Here is a 20,552-nt window from a genome sequence, read left to right on the forward strand (position 1 = left end):
TTGAGCACCGCAAGCGTCTCCTCGGACGGCCTGCTCCCGCTGACCGGCGCCCAGATCGGCATCTGGAACGCGCAGCGCCTGGAACCGGACTCGCCGTACTACGTCGCCGGCGACGTGGTGGAGATATCCGGCGGCGACCCCGTCGACGTCGACGCGCTCGTCGAGGCCGTCCGGGCCACCACCGAGGAGGCCGAGACGCTACGGCTGCGGGTGTACGACACTCCCGAAGGGCCGCGCCAGAAGGTGGATCAGGAACCGGTCCCGCCGCCCCGGATCGTCGACGTGAGCGGGGAGGCCGACCCCGTCGCCGCGGCCCACGCCCTCGTCGACGCGGAGCGGGCCCGGGTGGGCGAGGCGTGCCGGGGGATGGTGGACCGGCCGCTGTACGCGCGTACCGTCATCAGGCTCTCCGACCGCGAGGTCTGGTACACCCAACTAGGCCACCATCTGGTCTTCGACGGTTACACCGCGGCGATGCTCGCCCGCCGCACCGCCGCCCGCTACACCGCCCTGGTCCACGGGACCGACCCGCGCGCGTCAACCTTCGGCGGCTTCGCCGACTTCGTGGCCGCCGACCTCGCCTACCGGGCGAGCGACCGGGCCCGCGAGGACCGCGCGTACTGGGTCGAGCGGTTCACCCCGCTGCCCGACCTCGGCGAGCACGACGCCGCCGTCGGCGCGCCCGGCACCACCCTGACCGCCCGCGCCGCCCTCTCGCCCGAGGAGACGGCCCGGCTGCGCGCCTACGCCGACGAGCAGGGCGTCACCTGGGGCGAGGCGCTGATCGCCGGCTACGCCGCCTTCCTGCACCGCATGCTCGGCCGCACCGACATCGTGTTCGCCCTTCCGCTGATGTGCCGCGCCGGCTCGGTCGAACTGCGCACCCCCGCCATGGCGGTCAACATCCTCCCGGTCCGGCTGACCGTCCAACCCGGCGACGTACTCGGCGAGTTGAGCCACCGGGTCGCCGCCGTGCTGAAGGAGATGCGCGACCACCAGCGCTACCGAGGCGAGGACCTGCCGCGCGACCTCGGCGTGCCCGGCGCGGGCGCGCTGCTGCACGGCCGCGGGATCAACCTCAAGGCCTTCGACCTGGCCCTCGACTTCGCCGGGGCGAGCGGCGTGATGCGCAACGTCGCGGGCGGGCCGCCGGAGGACATGGGCCTGAGCGTCCTGCCGGCCCGCGACGGCGGACTGCTCCTCGGTTTCGAGGTCGACGCGCGGACCAACGACCAGGCCGCCGTCGACGCCCTCCTCGCCGCGCTGCGGACCCTGCTCTCCCGGCTGATCGACGGCCTGCCCGTGGGACGCATCGCCCTGGCCGACGACGCGGACCGGCTCCTCGCGGACCGGTGCCCGCCCGCCCTGCCCGGCACACCCCTCGACGTGCCGACGGCGTTCGACGCGATGGCCGCCGCCGACCCCGACGGCACGGCACTGGTCTGCGGCGAGCACCGGCTGACGGCCGCCGCGCTGGCCGACCGCGTGCACCGCGTCGCCCGTGCGCTGCGGGCCCGCTCCATCGGGGCCGAGGACATCGTTGCGCTGGCCCTGCCGCGCTCCGCCGACTCGGTGACCGCCCTGCTCGCCGTCATGGACGCGGGCGCCGCGTTCCTGCCCCTGGACACCGCCCACCCGGCGGAGCGGCTGCGCGACCTGCTCGACGACGCCCGCCCCGCCCTCGTCCTGACCGCCACCGACGCCGTCGACGGGCTGGCCTGGCACACCCTGCTCGACGAGGCCGCCGCCCTCTCCGGCGCGCCGCTGACCGCCGCCGAACTGGCCGCGCCCCGCCACCCCGAGCACCTCGCCTACGTGATCCACACCTCCGGGTCCACCGGCCGGCCCAAGGGCGTGCTCGGCCGGGTCGGCGGACTCGCCGCGCTCCTGCACCACCAGCGCGCCACGGTCGTCGCCGAGGCCGAACGCGCCACCGGCCGACGCCTGCGCGCCTCCCACACCTACTCGTTCGCGTTCGACTCGGCCTTCGATCACCTGGTCTGGCTGCTGTGCGGCCATGAACTGCACGTCTACGACGCCGACACCGTCCGGGACGCCGACGCGCTGCTCACCGCGTACGACCGCGACGGCATCGACATCGTGGACACCACGCCCTCCATGGCCACGCCGCTGATCGACGGCGGGCTCCTGGAGCGCCGCCCGGCGCTGCTCGTCCTCGGCGGCGAGGCCACCCCGCCCGCCCTGTGGCGGCGCGTCGCCGCCTCCGGGATCACCGCGCGCAACCTCTACGGGCCCACCGAGGCCACCGTCGACGCCACCACCGCACGGATCGAAGGCGACACCCCGACGATCGGCCACCCCCTCGCGGGCACCCGCGTCCACCTCCTCGACAGCGCCCTGCAGCCGGTGCCGCACGGTCGTACGGGTGAGCTGTACCTGGCGGGACCGCACCTCGCGCGCGGCTACCTCGGCAGGCCCGGGGCGAGCGCCGAACGGTTCGTCGCCGACCCCTTCGGCGCTCCGGGCGAACGGATGTACCGCACCGGTGACCTGGCCCGCTGGGTGCCCGGCCGGGGCGTGGAGTACCTGGGCCGCGCCGACGGACAGGTCAAGATCCGCGGCCACCGGGTCGAGACCGGCGAGGTCGAGGCCGCGCTCGGCGCGCTGCCCGGCGTCACCGCGGCGGCCGCCACCATCCGCTCCTCCCGCCTCATCGGTTACGTGGTGTCCAGCTCGGTCACCGCGGGCGCGGTGCGCGACCTGCTGGCCGAACGGCTGCCCGACCACCTGGTGCCCGCCGCGGTCGTCGTCCTCGACACGCTCCCGCTCACCCCCAACGGCAAGCTCGACCGCGCCGCCCTGCCCGCCCCCGCCTCCTTCGGCGGCGGCCGGGAGCCCGGCACCGAACGGGAGCGGCTGCTGTGCGCCGTACTCGCCGAGGTGTTCGAGGTCGAACGGGTCGGTGTCGACGACGACTTCTTCGCGCTCGGTGGCGACAGCATCACCGCCATCACCCTCAGCAGCCGGCTCCGGGCCAAGGGCCTCGACCTGCGGCCGCGCGACCTCCTGGCCCGCCGCAGCTTCGCCGCCCTCGCCGCTTCCGCCCGGCTCGTCGAGGAGGCCGCCGGACCCGTGGACGAGCCGACCGGGCCGGTCCCCGCGCCGCCCATCGTGCGCGGCCTGCTCGACCCGCACCCGGACGTGAACGTCGTCGCCGGGTACGCGCAGTGGACCGCCTTGAGCGTCGACGCACTCGACCGCGCCGACCTCGTCGCCGGCGTCCAGGCCATGCTCGACCACCACGACGCGCTGCGGCTGCGCGTGGACGACGGGCTGGAGGCGTTGCCCCGCGACGGCTTGGAGGTGCTGCCCCGCGGCGGCCTGGAGGTGCTGCCCCGCGGTGCCGTGCGTGCCGTCGTCGACGAGATGCACGGCGCGGACACGACCACCGTGGCCGAGCACCTCGCCGGTCAACTCGGCCCCCGTACCGGCGACTTGGTGCGCGCCACCCTGATCCGCACCGCTGGCGACGAAGCCGATGTGCTGGTCGTCGTCGTCCACCACCTCGCCATGGACGGCGTGTCCTGGCGCATCCTGCTCCCCGACCTGTACGCGGCCTGCACGGGCGCCGCCCTCGAACCCACCGGCACCTCATGGCGCCGCCACGCCCTGGACCTGGCCGCCCAGGGCGAGTCCGGCGCGCGACGCGGCGAACTCGACCACTGGCGGACCGCGCTCGGCTCCGCCACCCGGCTCGGCGCCCGCCCCCTCGACCCGGCGCGCGACACCGTGTCGACCGCCCACCGGTCGACCACCGTGGCGTCGCCGGAGACCACCGAGGCCCTCCTCACCACGCTGCCCGCGGCCTACCGCGCCGGCGTCGACGAGGTGCTCCTCGCCGCCCTCGCCCTCACCCTGCGCGCCTGGGGCCTGCCCGGGGACGCGGTCACCGTCTCCCTGGAGGGCCACGGCCGCGAACACCTCGAACTGTCCCGCACGGTCGGCTGGTTCACCGGCGAGTACCCGGTGCGGGTGCCCATGGAGGGCGAGGCGGGACGCGCACTGCGCGCGGCCAAGGAGGCCCGGCGCGCCGTCCCCGACGGCGGCATCGGCTACGGAGTCCTGCGCCACCTGGACCCGCAGAGCAGCCCGGAGCTCGGAGCCGTGCCGCCCCCGGACGTGCTGCTCAACTACCTCGGCCGGTTCGGGTCCCTGCCCGGCACCGGCTGGCGGCTGCCCGAGCGCGACGCGTTCTCGGTGACCGAGCCCGGCGCCAAGGCACTGGAACAGGTGCTCGCCCTCAACTGCTTCGTCCACGAGGAGGGCGCGCCCCGGCTCGCCGTCGAGTGGACGGCCGCCTCCGAGGTGCTCGACGCGGCCACCGTGACGGCCCTGCGGGACACCTGGGCCGCGACGCTGGACGCGCTGGCCGAGCACGCGCGCCACACCTCCGGCGGGCTCACCCCCTCCGACCTGGAGCACGTCGATCTCGACCAGGCCGCCATCGACGCCATCGAACGCACCGGCCGCATCGCCGACGTACTGCCCGCCACCCCGCTGCAGGTCGGCCTCTCCTTCCACACCCTGGTCCGCGACGACCAGGACGCCGACGTCTACGTCGTCCAGGCCGTGACCACCCTCGTCGGCGACCTCGAAGCCGGCCGGATGGCCGAGGCCGCCCATGAACTGCTGCGCCGCCACCCCGCGTTGCGCGTCCACCTGGCCACGGCGGGGGACGACGTCGTCCAGGTGGTCCCCGCCGACGTCACCCTTGACTGGCGCGAGGACGACCGGTTCCCGGAGGCCGCCCGCGCCGACCTGGAACGCCCCTTCGCCCCGGCACGGCCCCCGCTGATCCGCTTCCTGCTGTCCCGCGTCGGACTAGCCGAGCACAAGCTGGTCATCACCAACCACCACGCGCTGCTCGACGGCTGGTCGATGCCGCTCGTCGGCCGCGCCCTGCTCGCCCTCTACGCCGAGCTGAGCGGCGGCCCCGCCGCCCCCGCCGCCCCGCCCCTGTCCGAGTACTTCCACTGGCTGGCGGGGCGCGACCACGACGTGGCGCTCACCGCCTGGCGGGACGCGCTGGCCGGCGTCGACGACGCGACGCGCCTCGCGCCCGCGAGCGTCGAGAGCGGCGTCCAGCGCCCCTGCCGCGAAACCATCACGCTCGGAAGGGAGTTCAGCGACCGGCTGCGCGCCTTCGCCCGCGAACAGGGCGTCACCCTGACCACCGTCCTGCAGACCGCCTGGGGCCTGCTCCTCGGCAGGCTCACCGGCCGCCGCGACGTCGTCTTCGGCTGCCCCGTCTCCGGGCGGCCCGCCGAGGTCGACGGCGTGGAGTCGATGATCGGCCAGCTCGGCACCACCATCCCGGTCCGCGTCCGGCACACCCAGGACCAGACCGCGCGGGACCTCATGGCCCAGGTGCACGCCGAGAGCGTCGCACTGGCCGAGCACCACCACGTCGGACTCCCCGCGATCCAGCGGGCGGTGGGCGTCGGCGAACTCTTCGACACCATGCTGGTGATGGAGAACTTCCCGCTGTCCAGCCGTAAGCGCACCCCGCTCGCCCCGGGCCTCGACCTCGCCGGCGTCGACATCACCGACGCCACGCACTACGCCCTGACCGTGATCGTCATCCCCGACGACGAGATCACCATCGGCCTCGGCTACCAGCCGCGCGCCTTCGACGCCGCCACCGTGCGCGACCACGGCCGCCGGCTGCACACCCTGCTGCGCGAACTCGTCGCCGACCCGGCGCGCCCCGCGCTCCGGCTGCCCACGCTCGACCCCGACGAGCGCGAGCGGATCCTGCGCACCGGCACCGAGACCGTCCCCGCCAAGACCCGCGGCCACTGGCTGACGGAGTTCGCCGCCTGGGTCGACCGCAAGCCCGACGCCGAGGCCCTGGTCTGCCGCGACCGCAGCCTCAGCTATGCCGAGCTCGACCGGCGGGCCAACCGGCTCGCCCACGCGCTCATCGCACACGGGGTGCGGCCCCAGGACTCCGTCGCCGTCCTGCTCGGCCGCGACGTCGAGATGACCGTCGCCCTGTTCGGCGTGGCCAAGGCGGGCGCGGTGTACGTGCCGATGGACGCGAGCTACCCGCGCGAGCGGCTCGCGTTCATGTTCGACGACATCGCCCCGGCCGCCGTCGTCTCCACCGGCGCCGAACTGCCCGTCGCCCGCGAGATCCCGGTCCTGCGCCTCGACGACCCGGCCACCCTCGCCTCCGTACCCGACACCGACCCGGCCGAGGCCCGCGCGAAGCTCACCGACGACGCCCTCGCGTACGTCATCTACACCTCCGGTACCACCGGCAGGCCCAAGGGCGTCGGCGTGACCCACCGCGGCGTGCCCGACCTGATCGCCCTGCAGGAGGAGGTCGTCGGCGTCACCGAACACGACCGCTACCTGCACTTCGCGTCGACCAGCTTCGACGTCGCGTTCTGGCAGACCATGGTGCCGCTGCTGTCCGGCGGCACCTCCGTCATCGCCCCCGAAGAAGTGCGCGTCCCCGGCGACGAACTCCTCGACTACATCGCCGAACACCGGGTGACCGGAGTGAATTTGCTGCCGTCGTTCCTCGCCGCGATGCCCGACGACCGCACCGTCGACCCCGACGTGTTCTTCGTCGTCGGCGCCGAGCGGCTCGACCCCGAGCTGGCCCGCCGCTGGGGACACGGCCGCCGGGCGCTCTTCAACGCGTACGGCCCCACGGAGGTCACCATCAACGCGGTGACCTGGCAGTACGACCCGCAGGACGAGGGTCCGCTGCCGATCGGGCTGCCCGACCCGAATGTCCGCGCCTACGTGCTCGACGGCGGACTCCAGCCCACCGGCACCGGCGTGACGGGCGAGCTGTACCTCGGCGGGCCCAGCGTCGCCCGCGGCTACCTCGGCCGCCCCGGCCTGACCGCCGAGCGGTTCGTCGCCGACCCGTTCGGGCCGCCCGGCGAGCGGATGTACCGCACCGGCGACCTGGTGCGGTGGCGGCCCGACGGGCAGCTGGTGTTCCTCGGCCGCGCCGACCACCAGATCAAGGTCCGCGGCTTCCGCGTCGAACTGGGCGAGATCGAGTCCACGCTGACCGGCCACCCCGACGTACGGGCCTGCGCCGTGATCGTGCGCGAAGGCCGGCTCGTCGGGTATGTCATCCCGGCCGACGGCGCCGACCTGGACACCGCACAGGTGCGCGCGTACCTGGCCGACGCGCTCCCCGACCACATGGTGCCGACGGCCCTCGTCCCCATCGACCGGCTGCCGCTCAGCCCCGGCGGCAAGCTCGACCCCACCGCGCTGCCCGCCCCCGAGACGGTCACCGCCGCACGGCGCGCACCCGCGACCGAAGCCGAAGCGGTGCTGCTCGACGTCCTCCGGGACGTCCTCGGCACCGACGCCGTCGGCCCCGACGACGACTTCTTCGCCATCGGCGGCGACAGCATCGTCTCGCTCCAGGTCGTCTCGCGCGCCCGGCGCCAAGGCCTCGGCCTGACCGCCCGCGACGTGTTCGAGGGACTGACCGTCGCCGGGATCGCGGCCCGCGCCCGCGCCCTGCGGGCGGGGGAGGCGCCCGCCACCGGCGACGCGCCGCTCACCCCGATCATGCGGGACCTGCTGCGCCGGGCCGGCGCGGCAGCGGACGGGTTCTGCCAGTGGACGGAGATCTGCGTCCCGCCCGGCGGCGACGCCACCACCTGGCACACCGTGCTCGACACCCTCCTCGCCCGGCACGACGTCCTGCGCGCCCGCCTCACCGAGGATGCCCTGCACATCCCCGAGCCCGGCACGGTGACCGGCGCCGACGTACTGACCTGCGTACGGGCGACCGACGACGCCCTGCGTCCGGTCATCGACGCCCACGTCGCCGCGGCCCGCGCCACGATGAACCCGCGCACCGGCCCCCTGCTGCGCGCGGTCTGGGTCGACGCCGGGCCAGGGCGCCCGGGCAGGCTCGTCCTGATCGCCCACCACCTCGTCGTCGACGGCGTCTCCTGGCGCATCCTCCTCGACGACCTGGAACACGCTCACGCCGGAGACGCCCCGGCCCGCCACGGCGAGTCCTTCCTCGGCTGGGCGCGGACCTTGCGCGACGCCGACCGCCGGGCCGAACTGCCGCACTGGCGGCGGATGACCGCCACCCAGCCGCTCGCCGCCCGCCCCCTCGACCCCGCGCGGGACACCGTGGCGACGGCACGCCACCACGAGCTCCGCCTCGACGCCGCGTCGACCCGTGCCCTGATCACCACGCTGCCCGCCGCCTACCGCAGCACCCCGGACGCGGTCCTGCTCACGGCGCTCGCCCGGGCGGTACGGGAGTGGCGCGGCGCGCCGGAGGTGCTGGTGGCACTGGAGAGCCACGGACGACCGCACCAGGTCGACCTCTCGCAGAGCGTCGGCTGGTTCACCGCCGTCCACCCGGTACGGCTGCACGCCGACGACGACGTACGGGCGGTCCGGGAGCGGCTGCGCGCCCAGGGAGACGCGCTCGGGTACGGGATCCTCACCTCGGCGGGGCTGCTCGACCCGGTGGAGCCCGAGGTCGCCTGGAACTACCTCGGGCAGTTCCCCGGCGCACCGTCCCGGGAGACCCCCTGGCGGCCGGCCCCGGACGCCGACCCGCTCGGCTCCGGCGGCACCGACGAACTGCCCCTGCCGCACGCCCTGATGGTCAACGCCCTGGTGCGCGACGACACACTCGGCGTCCGGATCACCTGGCCCGCCGCGCTGTTCACCGCAGAGGAGATCACGGAGCTGGCCGCGTGCCTGCGGGCCGCCCTCCTCGACCTCGCCGCCGCACCGGAGATCTCCGCGCTCGACCACGACCGGGAGATCGCCGAGATCCAGCCGCTCACCCCGCTCCAGGAAGTGATGCTGCGGCACTCGCGCACCGAGCGCCCCGACCCGTACACCGTGCAGTCGACGTTCTCCCTGGCGGGCGCGCTCGACCTCGACGCCCTGCGCGGCGCGGGCGCCGACCTGCTGGCCCGTCACCCCAACTTGGGCGCCGTGTTCCCCGCCGACCTCGCGGTGATCCCCAAGTCGCCGACGCCGGACTTCCGCGTCGTCGACGGACCGGCCGACGCGGTCCTCGCGGCCGACCTGGCCGAGCCGTTCGACCTCGCCGCGGGCCCGCTGCTGCGGCTCACGGTGATCCGGACCGGACCCGAGCGCGCGGACCTGGTCATGACCAGCCACCACGTGCTGTCCGACGGCTGGTCGGCGCCGCGCATCCTCACCGAGTTGTTCGACCTCTACACCGCGCGGGTCCGCGGCACGGCACCCGACCTGCCCGCCCCCGTGCCGTTCGGCGACTACCTGCGCTGGCGCGCCGACCACGAACCCGAACTCGCGGCGTGGGTAGCCGAGTTGGACGGACTGCCCGAGGGTGCCTACCTCGCCGGGAGCGACACGGGACCGGCCTGGCAGGACCCCACCCTCATCAGCTTCGACGCGGAGCTGGTGGCCGACCTCGGCCGGCTCGCCGCACGCCGCGGACTGACCCGCAACACGCTGGTGCAGGGCGCCTGGTCGGTCCTGCTCGCCCGGCGCTCGGGCCGCACCGACGTCTGCTTCGGCGCCATGGTCGCCTGCCGCCCCCCGGAGCTGGCGGGCGTCGAGGAAATCGTCGGCCTGCTCGCCAACACCGTGCCGGTACGGGCACGGCTCACCGGCACCCTCGCGGAGACGCTCACCGAACTCCAGGCCCGGCAAAGGGCGTTGGTCGACCACCACCACGTCGCCCTCTCCGATCTGGAGCGGCTGACCGGACGGTGCAGGCTCTTCGACAGCCTCGTCGTGTTCGAGAACTACCCGGTCGACCCCGACCGCCTCCGCGAACCGGCCCCCGGCCTCACGGTCGTCGGCACCCGGTTCCGCGAGTCCACCCACCACCCGGTGACCCTGACGGTCATGCCGGACGGCGACGGCTGGACGGGTGTCCTCGCCCACCGTGCCGGAGTGGACGTCGACGGCCTCGCCGACGAACTCGTCGCCCTGCTCCGCTCCCTGGACCGCCACCTCGACGACGACGTCAGCACGTTCCTGGAGGTGCGATGACCAGCGACGTCGCACCACCGCCCGAGCGGGTCGACGGGAACCTGCTGCGGATCGCGTTCATCCTGGTGCTCGGCACCTTCATGGCGACGCTCGACGCCACCGTCGTCAGCGTCGGGATCGACAGGCTGACCAAGGAGTTCGACGCCTCCGTCGCCGACATCCAGTGGGTGAGCACCGCCTATCTGCTGGCCGTCGTCGGCGCGGTGCCCGCCTCCGGCTGGCTGGCCGACCGGTTCGGCGGCCGCCGGGTCTGGCTCACCGCCGTGGGCGTGTTCCTGCTCGGCTCGGCGCTCTGCGCGCTGGCGTGGTCGGCGGCCGCTCTGATCGTCTTCCGGGTGGTCCAGGGCCTCGGTGGCGGGCTGCTGCCCGCCACCGGGCAGGCGCTCCTGGCCCGGGTCGCGGGACGGCACCGCACCGGCCGGGTGATCAGCGTCGTCGCCGTCGTCCCGCTGCTCTCCCCGGTGTTCGGCCCGCTCGTCGGCGGCGCCCTGCTCGGGGTGGCCTCCTGGCCGTGGCTGTTCCTGGTCAACCTGCCGATCGGCGTGGTCGCTGCCGTCCTCGCCCGCCGGTACGTGCCCGACGTGCCGCCCTCGCCGCGGCGCACGGCGTTCGACCTCAGGGGCGCCGCGCTGCTCTCGCCCGGTCTGGCCGTCCTGGTCTACGGGCTGACCGAGGTGGCCCACGGCCGCACCCTGCCGGCCGTCGTCGGTGTGGTGGCGGGCGCGGCGATGCTGGCCGCCTTCACCGTGCACGGGCTGCGGACCGCAGGGACGCCGCTGGTCGACCCGCGCCTGTTCACCCGGCCGCCGTTCGGCGCCGCCGCGCTCGCGCTGCTCGTCCTGGGCGCGTCGGTGTTCGGCACGACGTTCCTGCTGCCGCTGTACTTCCAGACGGGCCGGGGCCTGACCCCCTGGGAGGCGGGACTGCTGCTCGCGCCCCAGGGGCTCGGGGCCGTCGCAGGATCGGTCCTGGTCAACCGGACCATCGACACGGTGGCGCCGCGGACCCTGGTGGTCACCGGCATCGTGCTGATCGTCGCCGGCACGGTCCCGTTCACCCAGCTCGGCCACGCACCTCCCGATGCGGTGATCATCGCGGCGCTCGCGGTGCGCGGCACCGGTATGGCGATGATCGGCGCGCCGGTGATGAACATCGTCTACAGCCGCATCGAGCCCGAACACCTGCCGCGGGCGTCCGGCGCCCTCAACCTCCTGAACACGGTGGGTGGTTCGGTGGGCACCGCCGCCCTCGCCGTGGTCCTGCAGAACCGGCTGTCCGCCCGGTCCGCGGAGTCGACGGAGTCCACGGACATCGCGTCGGCGTTCGGCGACACGTTCTGGTGGGTGCTCGCCTTCTGCCTGCTCGCGGCGGCGGGGGCGACGCGACTGCCCCGTACGCGGCCCAAGAGGGCATAGGCGAGGGGGCGGGCCCGCGACTGTCGGGCCCGCCCCGGTCGTTCCGTCGCTCAGACGCGGTCGGCCGCGATCAGCAGGTACTGGAAGGACCCGTCACGGTAGGAGTTGATGAACGCGTCCTCGATCCCCGTCACCAGCGAGGACGTCGCCCGCAGCTCCCAGTAGGGCAGCGTGTCGGGCGTGAGGTCGATGACGGCCTGCGGCACGAGACGGTTGTCGGCCATGGCGCGCAGGTACTCACGGCGCGAGTGGATGTTGCACTCGAAGTGCGCGTTGATCTGCGAGACCCACTTCGAGGGCTGGCCGTACCGCGGGTTCCAGCAGCCGGTGATGGTCACGTAGCGGCCGCCGACCTTGAGGACTCGTGAATGCTCCGCGAAGAGGTCATCGAGGTCGACGTACATGCTCGACTCGTTGTTCCACGACGCCGCGGCCTGCCCGGTCTCGAAGGGCGTGGCGAGCATGTTGCAGACGCGGGCCCGGACGTGGTCCTGGATGCGCAGTTCGTGGGCGCGCCCGTTGGCGAAGTCGGCCTGCTTCGCCGAGAGCGTGACCCCCTCGACCTTGCAGCCGAACCGCTGGTGCGCCATCACCATCGAGCCGCCGCGACCGCAGCCGGCGTCCACCAGCATGTCGTCGCGTCCGATGTCGCCGAGGTGCCCGAGGAGATACTCGGCCTGCGCCGACTCCAGCCGGTGCAACTCGGCGATCAGCTTCTTCTCGCTCTCGCTGTCCCCGGGGTCGCCGAGCGCGCTCCGGTCGACCTCGCCGATGCCGTAGTGGTGGTGGTACAGACCGTCGACATCGCCGAGACGCAGGTTCACGGGCCGGGCCTCGCCGTCCCAGTAGCGGGCGATGTCCCCCTGGTAGGGCGTCGCCGGGCCGGGGATGCGCAGCGGGGTGGCGGCGGTGGCCGGGGTGGCGGTGAGTTCGGTGCTGGTCACAGGTGTATCCATTCTCTTACCAGAAGTCGGGCAGGCTGTAGCGGTAGGTGTTCGTCCGGTGCCAGTGGTGGTTGCCGTCGACCCATGCGGCCACGCCCCGCAGGAAGCGCTGCACGGTCGGCACCGGACAGGCGGCGGCCAGGGCGGCGGCCTCGGCCTCGAAGTCGTGCATGAGGTCGTTGTGGACCTCGACCGACTTCAGATAGGCGTCCCGTTCGGAGAGCCCCTCACGCTCGGCGATCACCACCGGCAGGTTCAGGTGCCGGCCGGGGGAGGCGAGCTCCTTGGTGTACGAGTACAGGTCGTTGACGATGGTCGTCGCGTTGCCCGCGAGCGCGATGACCTTCTGCATGGCGGGCTGTGCGTGCAGATCCGCCGGCAGTTCGTAGCCGCCGACGGTGTCGGTGATGGTGGGGCAGGGGCGGAAGTTGTTGAACTGGCGCATCGCCAGGTACTCCCACACCTCCGGTACGTGGTCCAGCTGCGCCCAGGCCGCCTCGGCGAGGTAGCCGAGGTGGAGCCTGGCCATGTCGTGCCGGTACCGGTCGGCCTGGGAGGCGCTGGACGCCTCGACGAAGTACTCCATGGCGGAGCGGTAGGCCCGCCGGGGGGCGTCCGAGTGGAGCGACTTCTCCCACTGCGGCTGGTACTCCCGTGTGGTGTACAGCGGGTCGAGGGCGGTGTGCGCCAGGAGCAGCCGCTCGCCGAGACCGTCGGGGGAGCCGCCGTGGTCCTCGCAGTAGCAGTCGTCCACCGCGTTCTCGGCCACCATCAGCCGGGTGGCGAGCATCAGATGGTCGACGGTGGGGGCGTCCGGGTGGCAGCCCACCATGTAGCGCCCCACCAGGAAGCCGTCGAACTCCTCCTCCCAGTCGTCGGGGTAGAGGCTCACCTCGTCGAGGGCCCAGGACTTGATCCGGCGGCTGACCTCCTCGACCCGCGCGGGGTCCGGCTCGGGCACCGGGTGGTGGTAGAGGCCCGGGATCGGGGTGCCCTCCGCCGCGGAATCGGACGGCGCGGCGGCCGGGGCCGGGGGCACTTCCGGCGGTGGTGGCTCCTCGCGCGGGACCAGGCGCAGCCCTGCGGTGCCGATCCCGCTGGGGCCGCTGAGCAGCCGCGTCAGGCCGCCGCCGGTCCCCGGCACGTCGGCCGGTGCCTCGGCGGCGGAGGCCTCGGCGGCAGAGGCCTCGGGCGGTGCGGCAGGCGCGGGCAGGTCGGGCACGGGGGGCGCGGCGGGCGCGGCGGGTGGGCCGCCGAACGCGGCCCTGATGTCGCGGGCGCGGGCCGTGGCGTCCGCGAGGACGCCCGCCCCGAAGGGGGTGACGGCCTCCGGCGCACTCGGCTGCGGGGGTGTCGGCTCAGGCGCGGGCATCGATGGCTCCTTGAAGGTGGGCCGCTACGGGGGTCGCTACGCGACCGCTACGGGGATCGCTACTTGGGCCAGCGGCCGATCTGTACGTTCTCCAGGACGCCGACCGCGTCCGGCACGAGGATCGCGGCGGAGTAGTACGTGCTGACGAGGTAGGAGGTGATCGCCTGCTCGTTCAGGCCCATGAAGCGGACCGAGAGGCCCGGCTCGTACTCGTCGGGGAGGCCGGTCTGGTGCAGACCGATGACGCCCTGGTTCTCCTCGCCGGTACGCATGCAGAGGATCGAGCTGGTCTTCTCCTTGGTGATCGGGATCTTGTTGCAGGGGAGGATCGGTACGCCGCGCCAGGCGGGGACCTGCTGGCCGCCGAGGTCGACGTGGTCCGGGTAGACGCCGCGCGCGTTCAGCTCACGCCCGATCGCCGCGATCGTCTTCGGGTGTGCGAGGAAGAACTTGGATCCGCGGCGGCGGCACAGCAGTTCGTCCATGTCGTCCGGGGTGGGCGGGCCGGAGTGCGGCTGGATGCGCTGCTTGAAGTCGGCGTTGTGGAGCAGGCCGAACTCCCGGTTGTTGATCAGCTCGTGCTCCTGGCGCTCCCGCAACGCCTCGATGGTGAGCCGCAGTTGCTCCTTGGTCTGGTTCATCGGGCCGTTGTAGAGGTCGGCGACCCTGGTGTGGATCCGCAGGATGGTCTGGGCGACGGAGAGTTCGTACTCCCGGGGCTTCTCCTCGTAGTCGACGAACGCGCCGGGCAGTTCCGCCTCGCCGGTGTGGCCGGCCGACATCGCGATCTCCGCCTCGCCGCGATGGTTCTGCCGGCGGTCGGCGCGCGACTTGTACGCCTCGATGTGGTCGCGCAGGCTCGACGCCGAGTTGAGCACGGAGGCGAAGTCCTCGCGGGACAGGGTGAGCAGCGTGCCGGAGGTCTCGGCGGTCGCCGTCTGCTCCCAGCGGGCGTCCTCGTCGAGCAGCGCGTCGTCCCCGAACCGGTCGCCGTCGGCCAGCACGTCCAGGGCGACCTCTTCGCCGTACGGACCCTCGGTGGTCTGGCCGATGCGGCCGTGGGCGATCAGGTGGAGCCGGTCCGCGGGGGCGCCGCGCTGGACCAGCGTCTCGCCGACCTCGAAGTCGCGCTGGACGCACCGGTCGGCGAGGGCGCGGAGCACCTCCTCGTCGTCGAAGCCGCGCAGCGGGGCCAGTTCACCGAGCTCGCCGGGGATGACCCGGACGGTGCCGCCGTCCTGGATGAAGTCCACGCGCCCGTCGCCGACGGTGAAGGTCAGCCGGCGGTTCACGCGGTAGGCGCCGCCCTTGGTCTCCACCCAGGGGAGCATCCGCAGCAGCCAGCGGGAGGTGATCTCCTGCATCTGCGGGGCGGACTTGGTGGTGGTGGCGAGGTTGCGGGCGGCGGCCGTGCCCAGGCTGGACTGCTTGGGCGGCGCGGTCCGGGCTTCCGGGCTGGAGTCAACGGTCATCAGGCGGGCTCTCCTCGGTCATGGCAGGGACGCGCCGATACGGGCGCCATCGGGCAACAGGAGGGAAAAGGGGTATAGGAACGGGAATCCGTCCAGATCCAGGGGAACACTAAGGGCCGCTCCGCTCGCCGGACCAGGAAAAGCCGACGACATTAACTCGATACGATGATCGCGCCCTTGCGATGTTTGCCTGGGTACCGACGGGATCCAGCCGTGATGTGCGGGGTGTTCCCCGACGCGCCGTGCGGCTCGGTTGCGCCCGCACCCTGCGCATGCCCGTCGCATGTGCCGCCGTCGAGCTCACCGACGGCCGTCCGAATCGGGTCAGAGCACGGCACGACGGGGCGGCGTGTGCGGTCACACTTCGGTGAGCGCCGCGTCATGTCCCGTGCGCGGCACGGCACTTCCGTCCGAGCCCCTCGCGCCCGCCGCCCGGAGCGCGAGCGGGGCGCCGCGTCGAGAGAACGGACCGGCCATGGCCGACCACCAGCACCGCCCGTCGTCCGGTACGCGCTGGGGGCGGGCCGTCGTCGTCGGCGGCGGATACGCCGGCCTCGTGACGGCGCGGGTCCTGTCCGACCACTTCACCGAGGTGCTCGTCCTGGAGCACGACCCGGTGGGCGCGGAGACCGGCGTCCACCCCCATGTCCCGCAGGGCTATCACGCGCACGCGCTGCTCGCCCGGGGCGGCGAGGCGCTGGAGGTGCTCTTCCCCGGGTTGCGGGCCGAGCTCGCCGGGCTCGGCGCCCCCGTCTTCGACTACGGGGAGCGGATCAGCTTCCTGCTGCCGACCGGATACGCCCCGCCCGACCCGGTCGGCGTCCCCGTCCAGACCTTCACGCGTGACGAGCTCGAACGGCGCCTGCGGCAAAGGGTGTCGGCGCTGCCGACGGTCCGCGTGCTCGCGGCGACCCACTGCGAGACGGTGACGTCGAGCACCCCCGGGCGCCTGGACCGGGTCCGTTACCGCGCCGACGACGCCGACCCGGCCGACGGCGCCACCGACCTCACCGCCGACCTGGTCGTCGACGCCTCGGGCCGCGCCACCTCCGTCGACCAGTGGCTCGCGGACGCGCGGCTGCCCGCCTCCGCCAAGACCGTCGTCAAGGCCAAGATCACCTACACCTCGGCCTGTTACGAGCGCCCGGCCGGCGACGCGCAGGACTTCGACATCGCGTACCAGATGGCCTTCGCGCCCGACGTGCCGCGCGGCGGTGTGGTGCTCGCCGTGGAGCACCACCGCTGGATGTGCTCGCTCCTCGGCGTGGACGAGCACGTGCCGCCCACCGACGACGAGGGCTATCTGGACTTCGCCCACAGCCTCGGCAACCCGCGCCTGGCCGAACAGATCAAGCGCGGCACCCGGCAGGGGCGCATCCACCGCTACACCAACCCCGGCAACGAGTGGCGCCTGCACCACAAGAACGACCGCTGGCCCGAACGCCTCGTCGCGGTCGGCGACTCGCTCTGTGTCTTCAACCCCGTGTACGGGCAGGGGCTCACCGTCGCCGCCCTGGAGGCGGAGCTGCTGGGCCGGCTGCTCGGCCGCCGGCGGGCACGGGCCGCCGGACTCGACGGCCTCAGCCGCGACTACCAGCGCGCCGCCGCACGGATCATCCAGGTCCCCTGGACCATGGCGACCAGCTCGGACCTCATGTGGGCGCCCACCCGGCCGCCCCGGTCCGCGCGCTTCGCGCACTGGTACAACCGGCACGTCTTCGCGCTCGCGGTGCGGGACCCGGATGTGTGGGCGCGGTTCGTGCGGGTCCTGAACATGACGGCCCCGCCCTCGCTGCTGTTCCGCCCCTCCGTGCTGGGCAAGGTGGTACGGCGCGCGCTCACCCGCTCCACGCCCTGAGGACGCGGGAGGTCAGCGCACCCCGTGCGGCCGGAACTGGACGCTGATGCGTCCGCCGGCGGCCCGGGTCGACTTGGGGATCGCGTGCTCCCAGGTGCGCTGGCAGGAACCGCCCATCACGATCAGGTCGCCGTGTCCGAGCGGCCGCCGTACGGTCCCGCCGCCGCGCAGCGGGCGCAGCAGCAGGTCGCGGGGTGCTCCCACGGAGAGGATGGCGACCATCGTGTTCTCGCGGGCGCCGCGTCCGATGCGGTCGCCGTGCCAGGCGACGCTGTCCCGCCCGTCGCGGTAGTGGCACAGGCCCGCCGTCGTGAACGGTTCGCCGAGCTCGTCGGCGTAGTGGGCGGAGAGGGCCTGCCGGGCCTCGTCGAGGACGGGGTGGGGGAGCGGTTCGTCGGCGCCGTAGAAGGCGAGCAGGCGCGGCACGGCCACGACCCGCTCGTACATCTGCCGGCGTTCGGCCTTCCAGGGGACGTCGGTGGCGAGGCGTTCGAACAGTTCGTCGGCGCCCTTGAGCCAGCCCGGCAGGAGGTCGATCCACGCCCCGTCGCCGAGGACCGTCCTGCGGATGCCGTTCAGGGAGCCCAGGCGTACGTCGTCGCTCTGGTCGAAGAGCGATCCCTGGAGCTGGTGGCCGGACATGCGACAAGGCTACACCGGATTCGAACGTGTGCGCTAATGCCGCCGTGAGGGTGTCGGCGCCCGGCCGACGGTGTCCACGCACGAGCGCGTACGAAAAAGCGCCCGCCCGGTGCCGACGGCGGAGAGGACCTCCGCGTCGTCGGCACCGGGCGGGCGCCGCGCGTTGCGCCGTTCGGGTCAGTGCGCCCGCCGGCCGGTGATCAGCCGGTACAGGAACAGCACGATCACGGAGCCGATGATGGCGGCGATCCACGTCGACAGGTGGAAGAAGCCGTTGATCGAGTGAACACCGAAGATGACCTTGCCCAGCCAGCCGCCGAGCAGGCCGCCCACGATGCCGATCAGCATCGTCACGAGGCAGCCGCCCGGGTCCTTGCCGGGCGTGAGGGCCTTGGCGATGGCTCCGGCGATGAGACCGATCAGGATCCAGGCGATGATGCCCACGAGTACGTTCCTTTCGCTTGTGTACATGACGGTCGCTTGCGTGCGTACGGCACGCGATCCGCCGTCCGACACCGTGACGGATGTCCCGCCCCGGCCCTTTCACACAGGACCAAGGTCACCTGCCACGGGACCAAGGTCGGGGTTTCGACGCCAGCCGGTGGCGGGGGGCCTGCGGTCACCATCGTCGCCCGAGGTGCCCGGCCGCGCGCGCCGGACGGTTGGCGCATAGGGTGGCGGGGCGGCATACCGGAGACAGACATGACGTCAGCCAAGAAGCCCTCCATCGATCTGGAACAGTGCCTGCTCCTGACCGGCGTGGGCTGCTTCGACTGGGACCTGCGCAGTGGTGCGCTCAGCCTCGACGCGGGTTCTCTGGCCCTGCTCGACCTGCGCCCCGAGGAGTTCGAGGGCACTGTCGGCTCGCTCCAGCGCAGGCTGCCCCCCGAAGAGGCCGTCCGGATCAACTACGCGGTCACCGAGGCCGTGAACACCGGCGCCGACCACTACGGCGTCTACTTCCGCGCCCGGCACCGCGACGGCTCCCTGCACCTCGGCCACGCCCGCGGCCACATCACACGCTCCCCGGAGGGACTGGCCGTACGCGTCCTCGGCACGCTGCGGGACGCCGCCAACGACGGGACCGAACTCGCCGCCACCGACGCCCGTGAGGAGCGCCGCCAGGGCATCGCCCTGATGGTGCAGGGCACCACGGAGGCCCTCTCGCGGGCCGTCACCGTGGACGACGTGGTGGCCGTCCTCTCCGGCGCGTCCGGCCTCGACCGGTTCGCCGCCGACGGCCTCGTGCTCGGCCTCGTCGAGGGCGAGAACCTGAAGCTCATCGCCCTCGTCGGCCACTCGATGCAGGTCCTCGACGAACTCAAGCTGTACAAGGTCGACGAGTCGCTGCCGCTCGCCGAGGCCGTCATGACCCGCCAGCCCCGCTTCGTGGGCTCGCTGCCCGACCTGGCCCGGCGCTTCACCCGGCTGCGGCCCTACATCGAGAGCATGAAGCTGGACTCGGCGGCGTTCCTGCCGCTCGTCGCGCAGGACCGCGCCATCGGCGGGCTCGCGCTCTTCTACCGGGGCCGCAGGGACTTCAGCGACGCGGACCGCAACCTGTGCATCGGCCTGTCCGGCATCGTCGCCCAGTCGCTGCAGCGCGCCATGCTCTTCGACGAGGAGCGCGACCTCGCCAAGAGCCTGCAGGCCACGATGTTGCCGCGAGGGATCCCCGAGGTCGCGGACACCGAGGTCGCCGTGCGCTACCACGCCGCCTGGGGCGGCCGCGACGTCGGCGGCGACTTCTACGACGTCATCACCCTGCCCCGCGGCCGCATCGGCCTGGTCGTCGGGGACGTCCAGGGACACGACACCCACGCCGCCGCCATCATGGGGCAACTGCGCATCGCCCTGCGGGCCTTCGCCGGCGAGGGGCACCCGCCCGCGACGGTGCTCTCACGCACCTCCCGCTTCCTGGCCGAGCTGGACACCGAGCGGTTCGCCACCTGCACCTACGCCCAGTTCGACCCCGCCACCGGCATCGTGCGCGCGGTGCGGGCCGGGCATCTGCCGCCGCTCGTACGCCACCAGGACGGCCGGGTCGGCGTGCCCCGGGTGCGCGGCGGGCTTCCGCTCGGGCTGGCCACCGAGTTCGGCATGGAGGACTACCCCGAGGTCCGGCTCGACCTGGTGCCGGGGGAGACCATGGTGCTGTACACGGACGGGCTCGTGGAGGACGCCGGGCTCGACCTCGACACCGGGATGCGCAACCTCGCCGAGGTGCTGGGCGCCGGCCCCGATGCGGCGGAGGACCTGGCGGACCACCTCTCGAACGCGCTGTGGGAGCGCTGGGGCACCGGCGACGACGTGGCCCTCCTGGTGCTGCGCCGCCACCCCGACCCCGGCACCCCCCAGGAGCCGCGCATCCACCGGTACGTGCACCAGGCCGACCCCGAGGGCCTCGCCGACGCCCGCGCGGCGCTGCGGGAACACCTCGCCTCCTGGGGCCTCGGCGAGGTCGCCGACGACGTCGAGGTGGCCGCGGGCGAACTCCTCGTCAACGCCCTGGTGCACACTGAAGGCGGCGCGATCCTCACCCTGGAGGTGCTCACGGGACCGCCGCGCCGCGTCCGGCTGTGGGTGAAGGACCGCTCCAGCGACCGCCCGCGCAAGCGGACGCCGGGGGAGACCGCCACATCGGGGCGGGGGATGCTCCTGGTGGAGGCGGTCGCGTCCGGCTGGGGCGTCGAACCCCGGGGCGAGGGCAAGGCCGTCTGGTGCGACTTCGCGGTGCCGGACGCCTGATCACCCGTACGCGGACCCGACCGGCGGCACACACGCGGCAGACCGGTGCACATGGGTGTGCCGCCACCCCTCGGGCGG

9 protein-coding genes are annotated in these 20,552 nt (G+C 73.6%); 4 read left to right on the forward strand and 5 right to left on the reverse strand.

Annotated elements, in window-relative coordinates:
- Both ACZ6CV_RS28380 and ACZ6CV_RS28385 read left to right on the forward strand, forming a co-directional pair.
- On the forward strand, nucleotides 1-10,023 hold the full coding sequence (locus ACZ6CV_RS28380) for an amino acid adenylation domain-containing protein (protein ID WP_469253529.1): 10,023 nt from the start codon (nucleotides 1-3) through the stop codon (nucleotides 10,021-10,023).
- Complete coding sequence (locus tag ACZ6CV_RS28385; protein WP_469253530.1) at nucleotides 10,020-11,438, forward strand: MDR family MFS transporter; 1,419 nt, start codon at nucleotides 10,020-10,022, stop codon at nucleotides 11,436-11,438. The genes ACZ6CV_RS28380 and ACZ6CV_RS28385 overlap by 4 nt, the downstream gene beginning before the upstream one ends.
- Before the next feature lie 50 nt (nucleotides 11,439-11,488).
- On the opposite strand, the gene ACZ6CV_RS28390 is transcribed toward ACZ6CV_RS28385, so the two are convergent.
- The 3 genes from ACZ6CV_RS28390 to ACZ6CV_RS28400 are packed head-to-tail and all read right to left on the reverse strand — an operon-like array spanning nucleotide 11,489 to nucleotide 15,226.
- Nucleotides 11,489-12,382, reverse strand: a complete 894-nt coding sequence (locus ACZ6CV_RS28390; RefSeq protein ID WP_469253531.1) for a geranyl diphosphate 2-C-methyltransferase — start codon at nucleotides 12,380-12,382, stop codon at nucleotides 11,489-11,491.
- Between the two features lie 16 nt (nucleotides 12,383-12,398).
- On the reverse strand, nucleotides 12,399-13,754 hold the full coding sequence (locus tag ACZ6CV_RS28395) for a family 2 encapsulin nanocompartment cargo protein terpene cyclase (protein WP_469253532.1): 1,356 nt from the start codon (nucleotides 13,752-13,754) through the stop codon (nucleotides 12,399-12,401).
- Nucleotides 13,755-13,813: 59 nt separating this feature from the next.
- Nucleotides 13,814-15,226, reverse strand: a complete 1,413-nt coding sequence (locus tag ACZ6CV_RS28400) for a family 2B encapsulin nanocompartment shell protein (RefSeq protein ID WP_469253533.1) — start codon at nucleotides 15,224-15,226, stop codon at nucleotides 13,814-13,816.
- A gap of 475 nt (nucleotides 15,227-15,701) precedes the next feature.
- Between ACZ6CV_RS28400 and ACZ6CV_RS28405 the strand changes: the two genes are divergently transcribed.
- Entirely contained in the window at nucleotides 15,702-17,084 is a 1,383-nt protein-coding gene (locus ACZ6CV_RS28405) for an FAD-dependent oxidoreductase (RefSeq protein ID WP_469253534.1), read from the forward strand.
- 12 nt (nucleotides 17,085-17,096) lie between these two features.
- Here ACZ6CV_RS28405 and ACZ6CV_RS28410 read toward each other — a convergent pair whose 3' ends face one another.
- The gene (locus tag ACZ6CV_RS28410) at nucleotides 17,097-17,726 is read right to left on the reverse strand and encodes an alpha-ketoglutarate-dependent dioxygenase AlkB (protein WP_469253535.1); all 630 of its coding nucleotides are present in this window, start codon (nucleotides 17,724-17,726) and stop codon (nucleotides 17,097-17,099) included.
- A 177-nt stretch (nucleotides 17,727-17,903) separates the two neighbouring features.
- A complete protein-coding gene (locus ACZ6CV_RS28415) occupies nucleotides 17,904-18,170 on the reverse strand; it encodes a GlsB/YeaQ/YmgE family stress response membrane protein (protein WP_362369543.1) in 267 nt (88 codons plus the stop codon).
- 258 nt (nucleotides 18,171-18,428) lie between these two features.
- Here ACZ6CV_RS28415 and ACZ6CV_RS28420 point away from each other — a divergent pair, with 258 nt between their 5' ends.
- On the forward strand, nucleotides 18,429-20,474 hold the full coding sequence (locus ACZ6CV_RS28420) for a SpoIIE family protein phosphatase (protein WP_469253536.1): 2,046 nt from the start codon (nucleotides 18,429-18,431) through the stop codon (nucleotides 20,472-20,474).
- Nucleotides 20,475-20,552: the final 78 nt, after the last annotated feature.

The sequence above is a fragment of the Streptomyces sp. NPDC041713 genome (genome assembly GCF_055591085.1).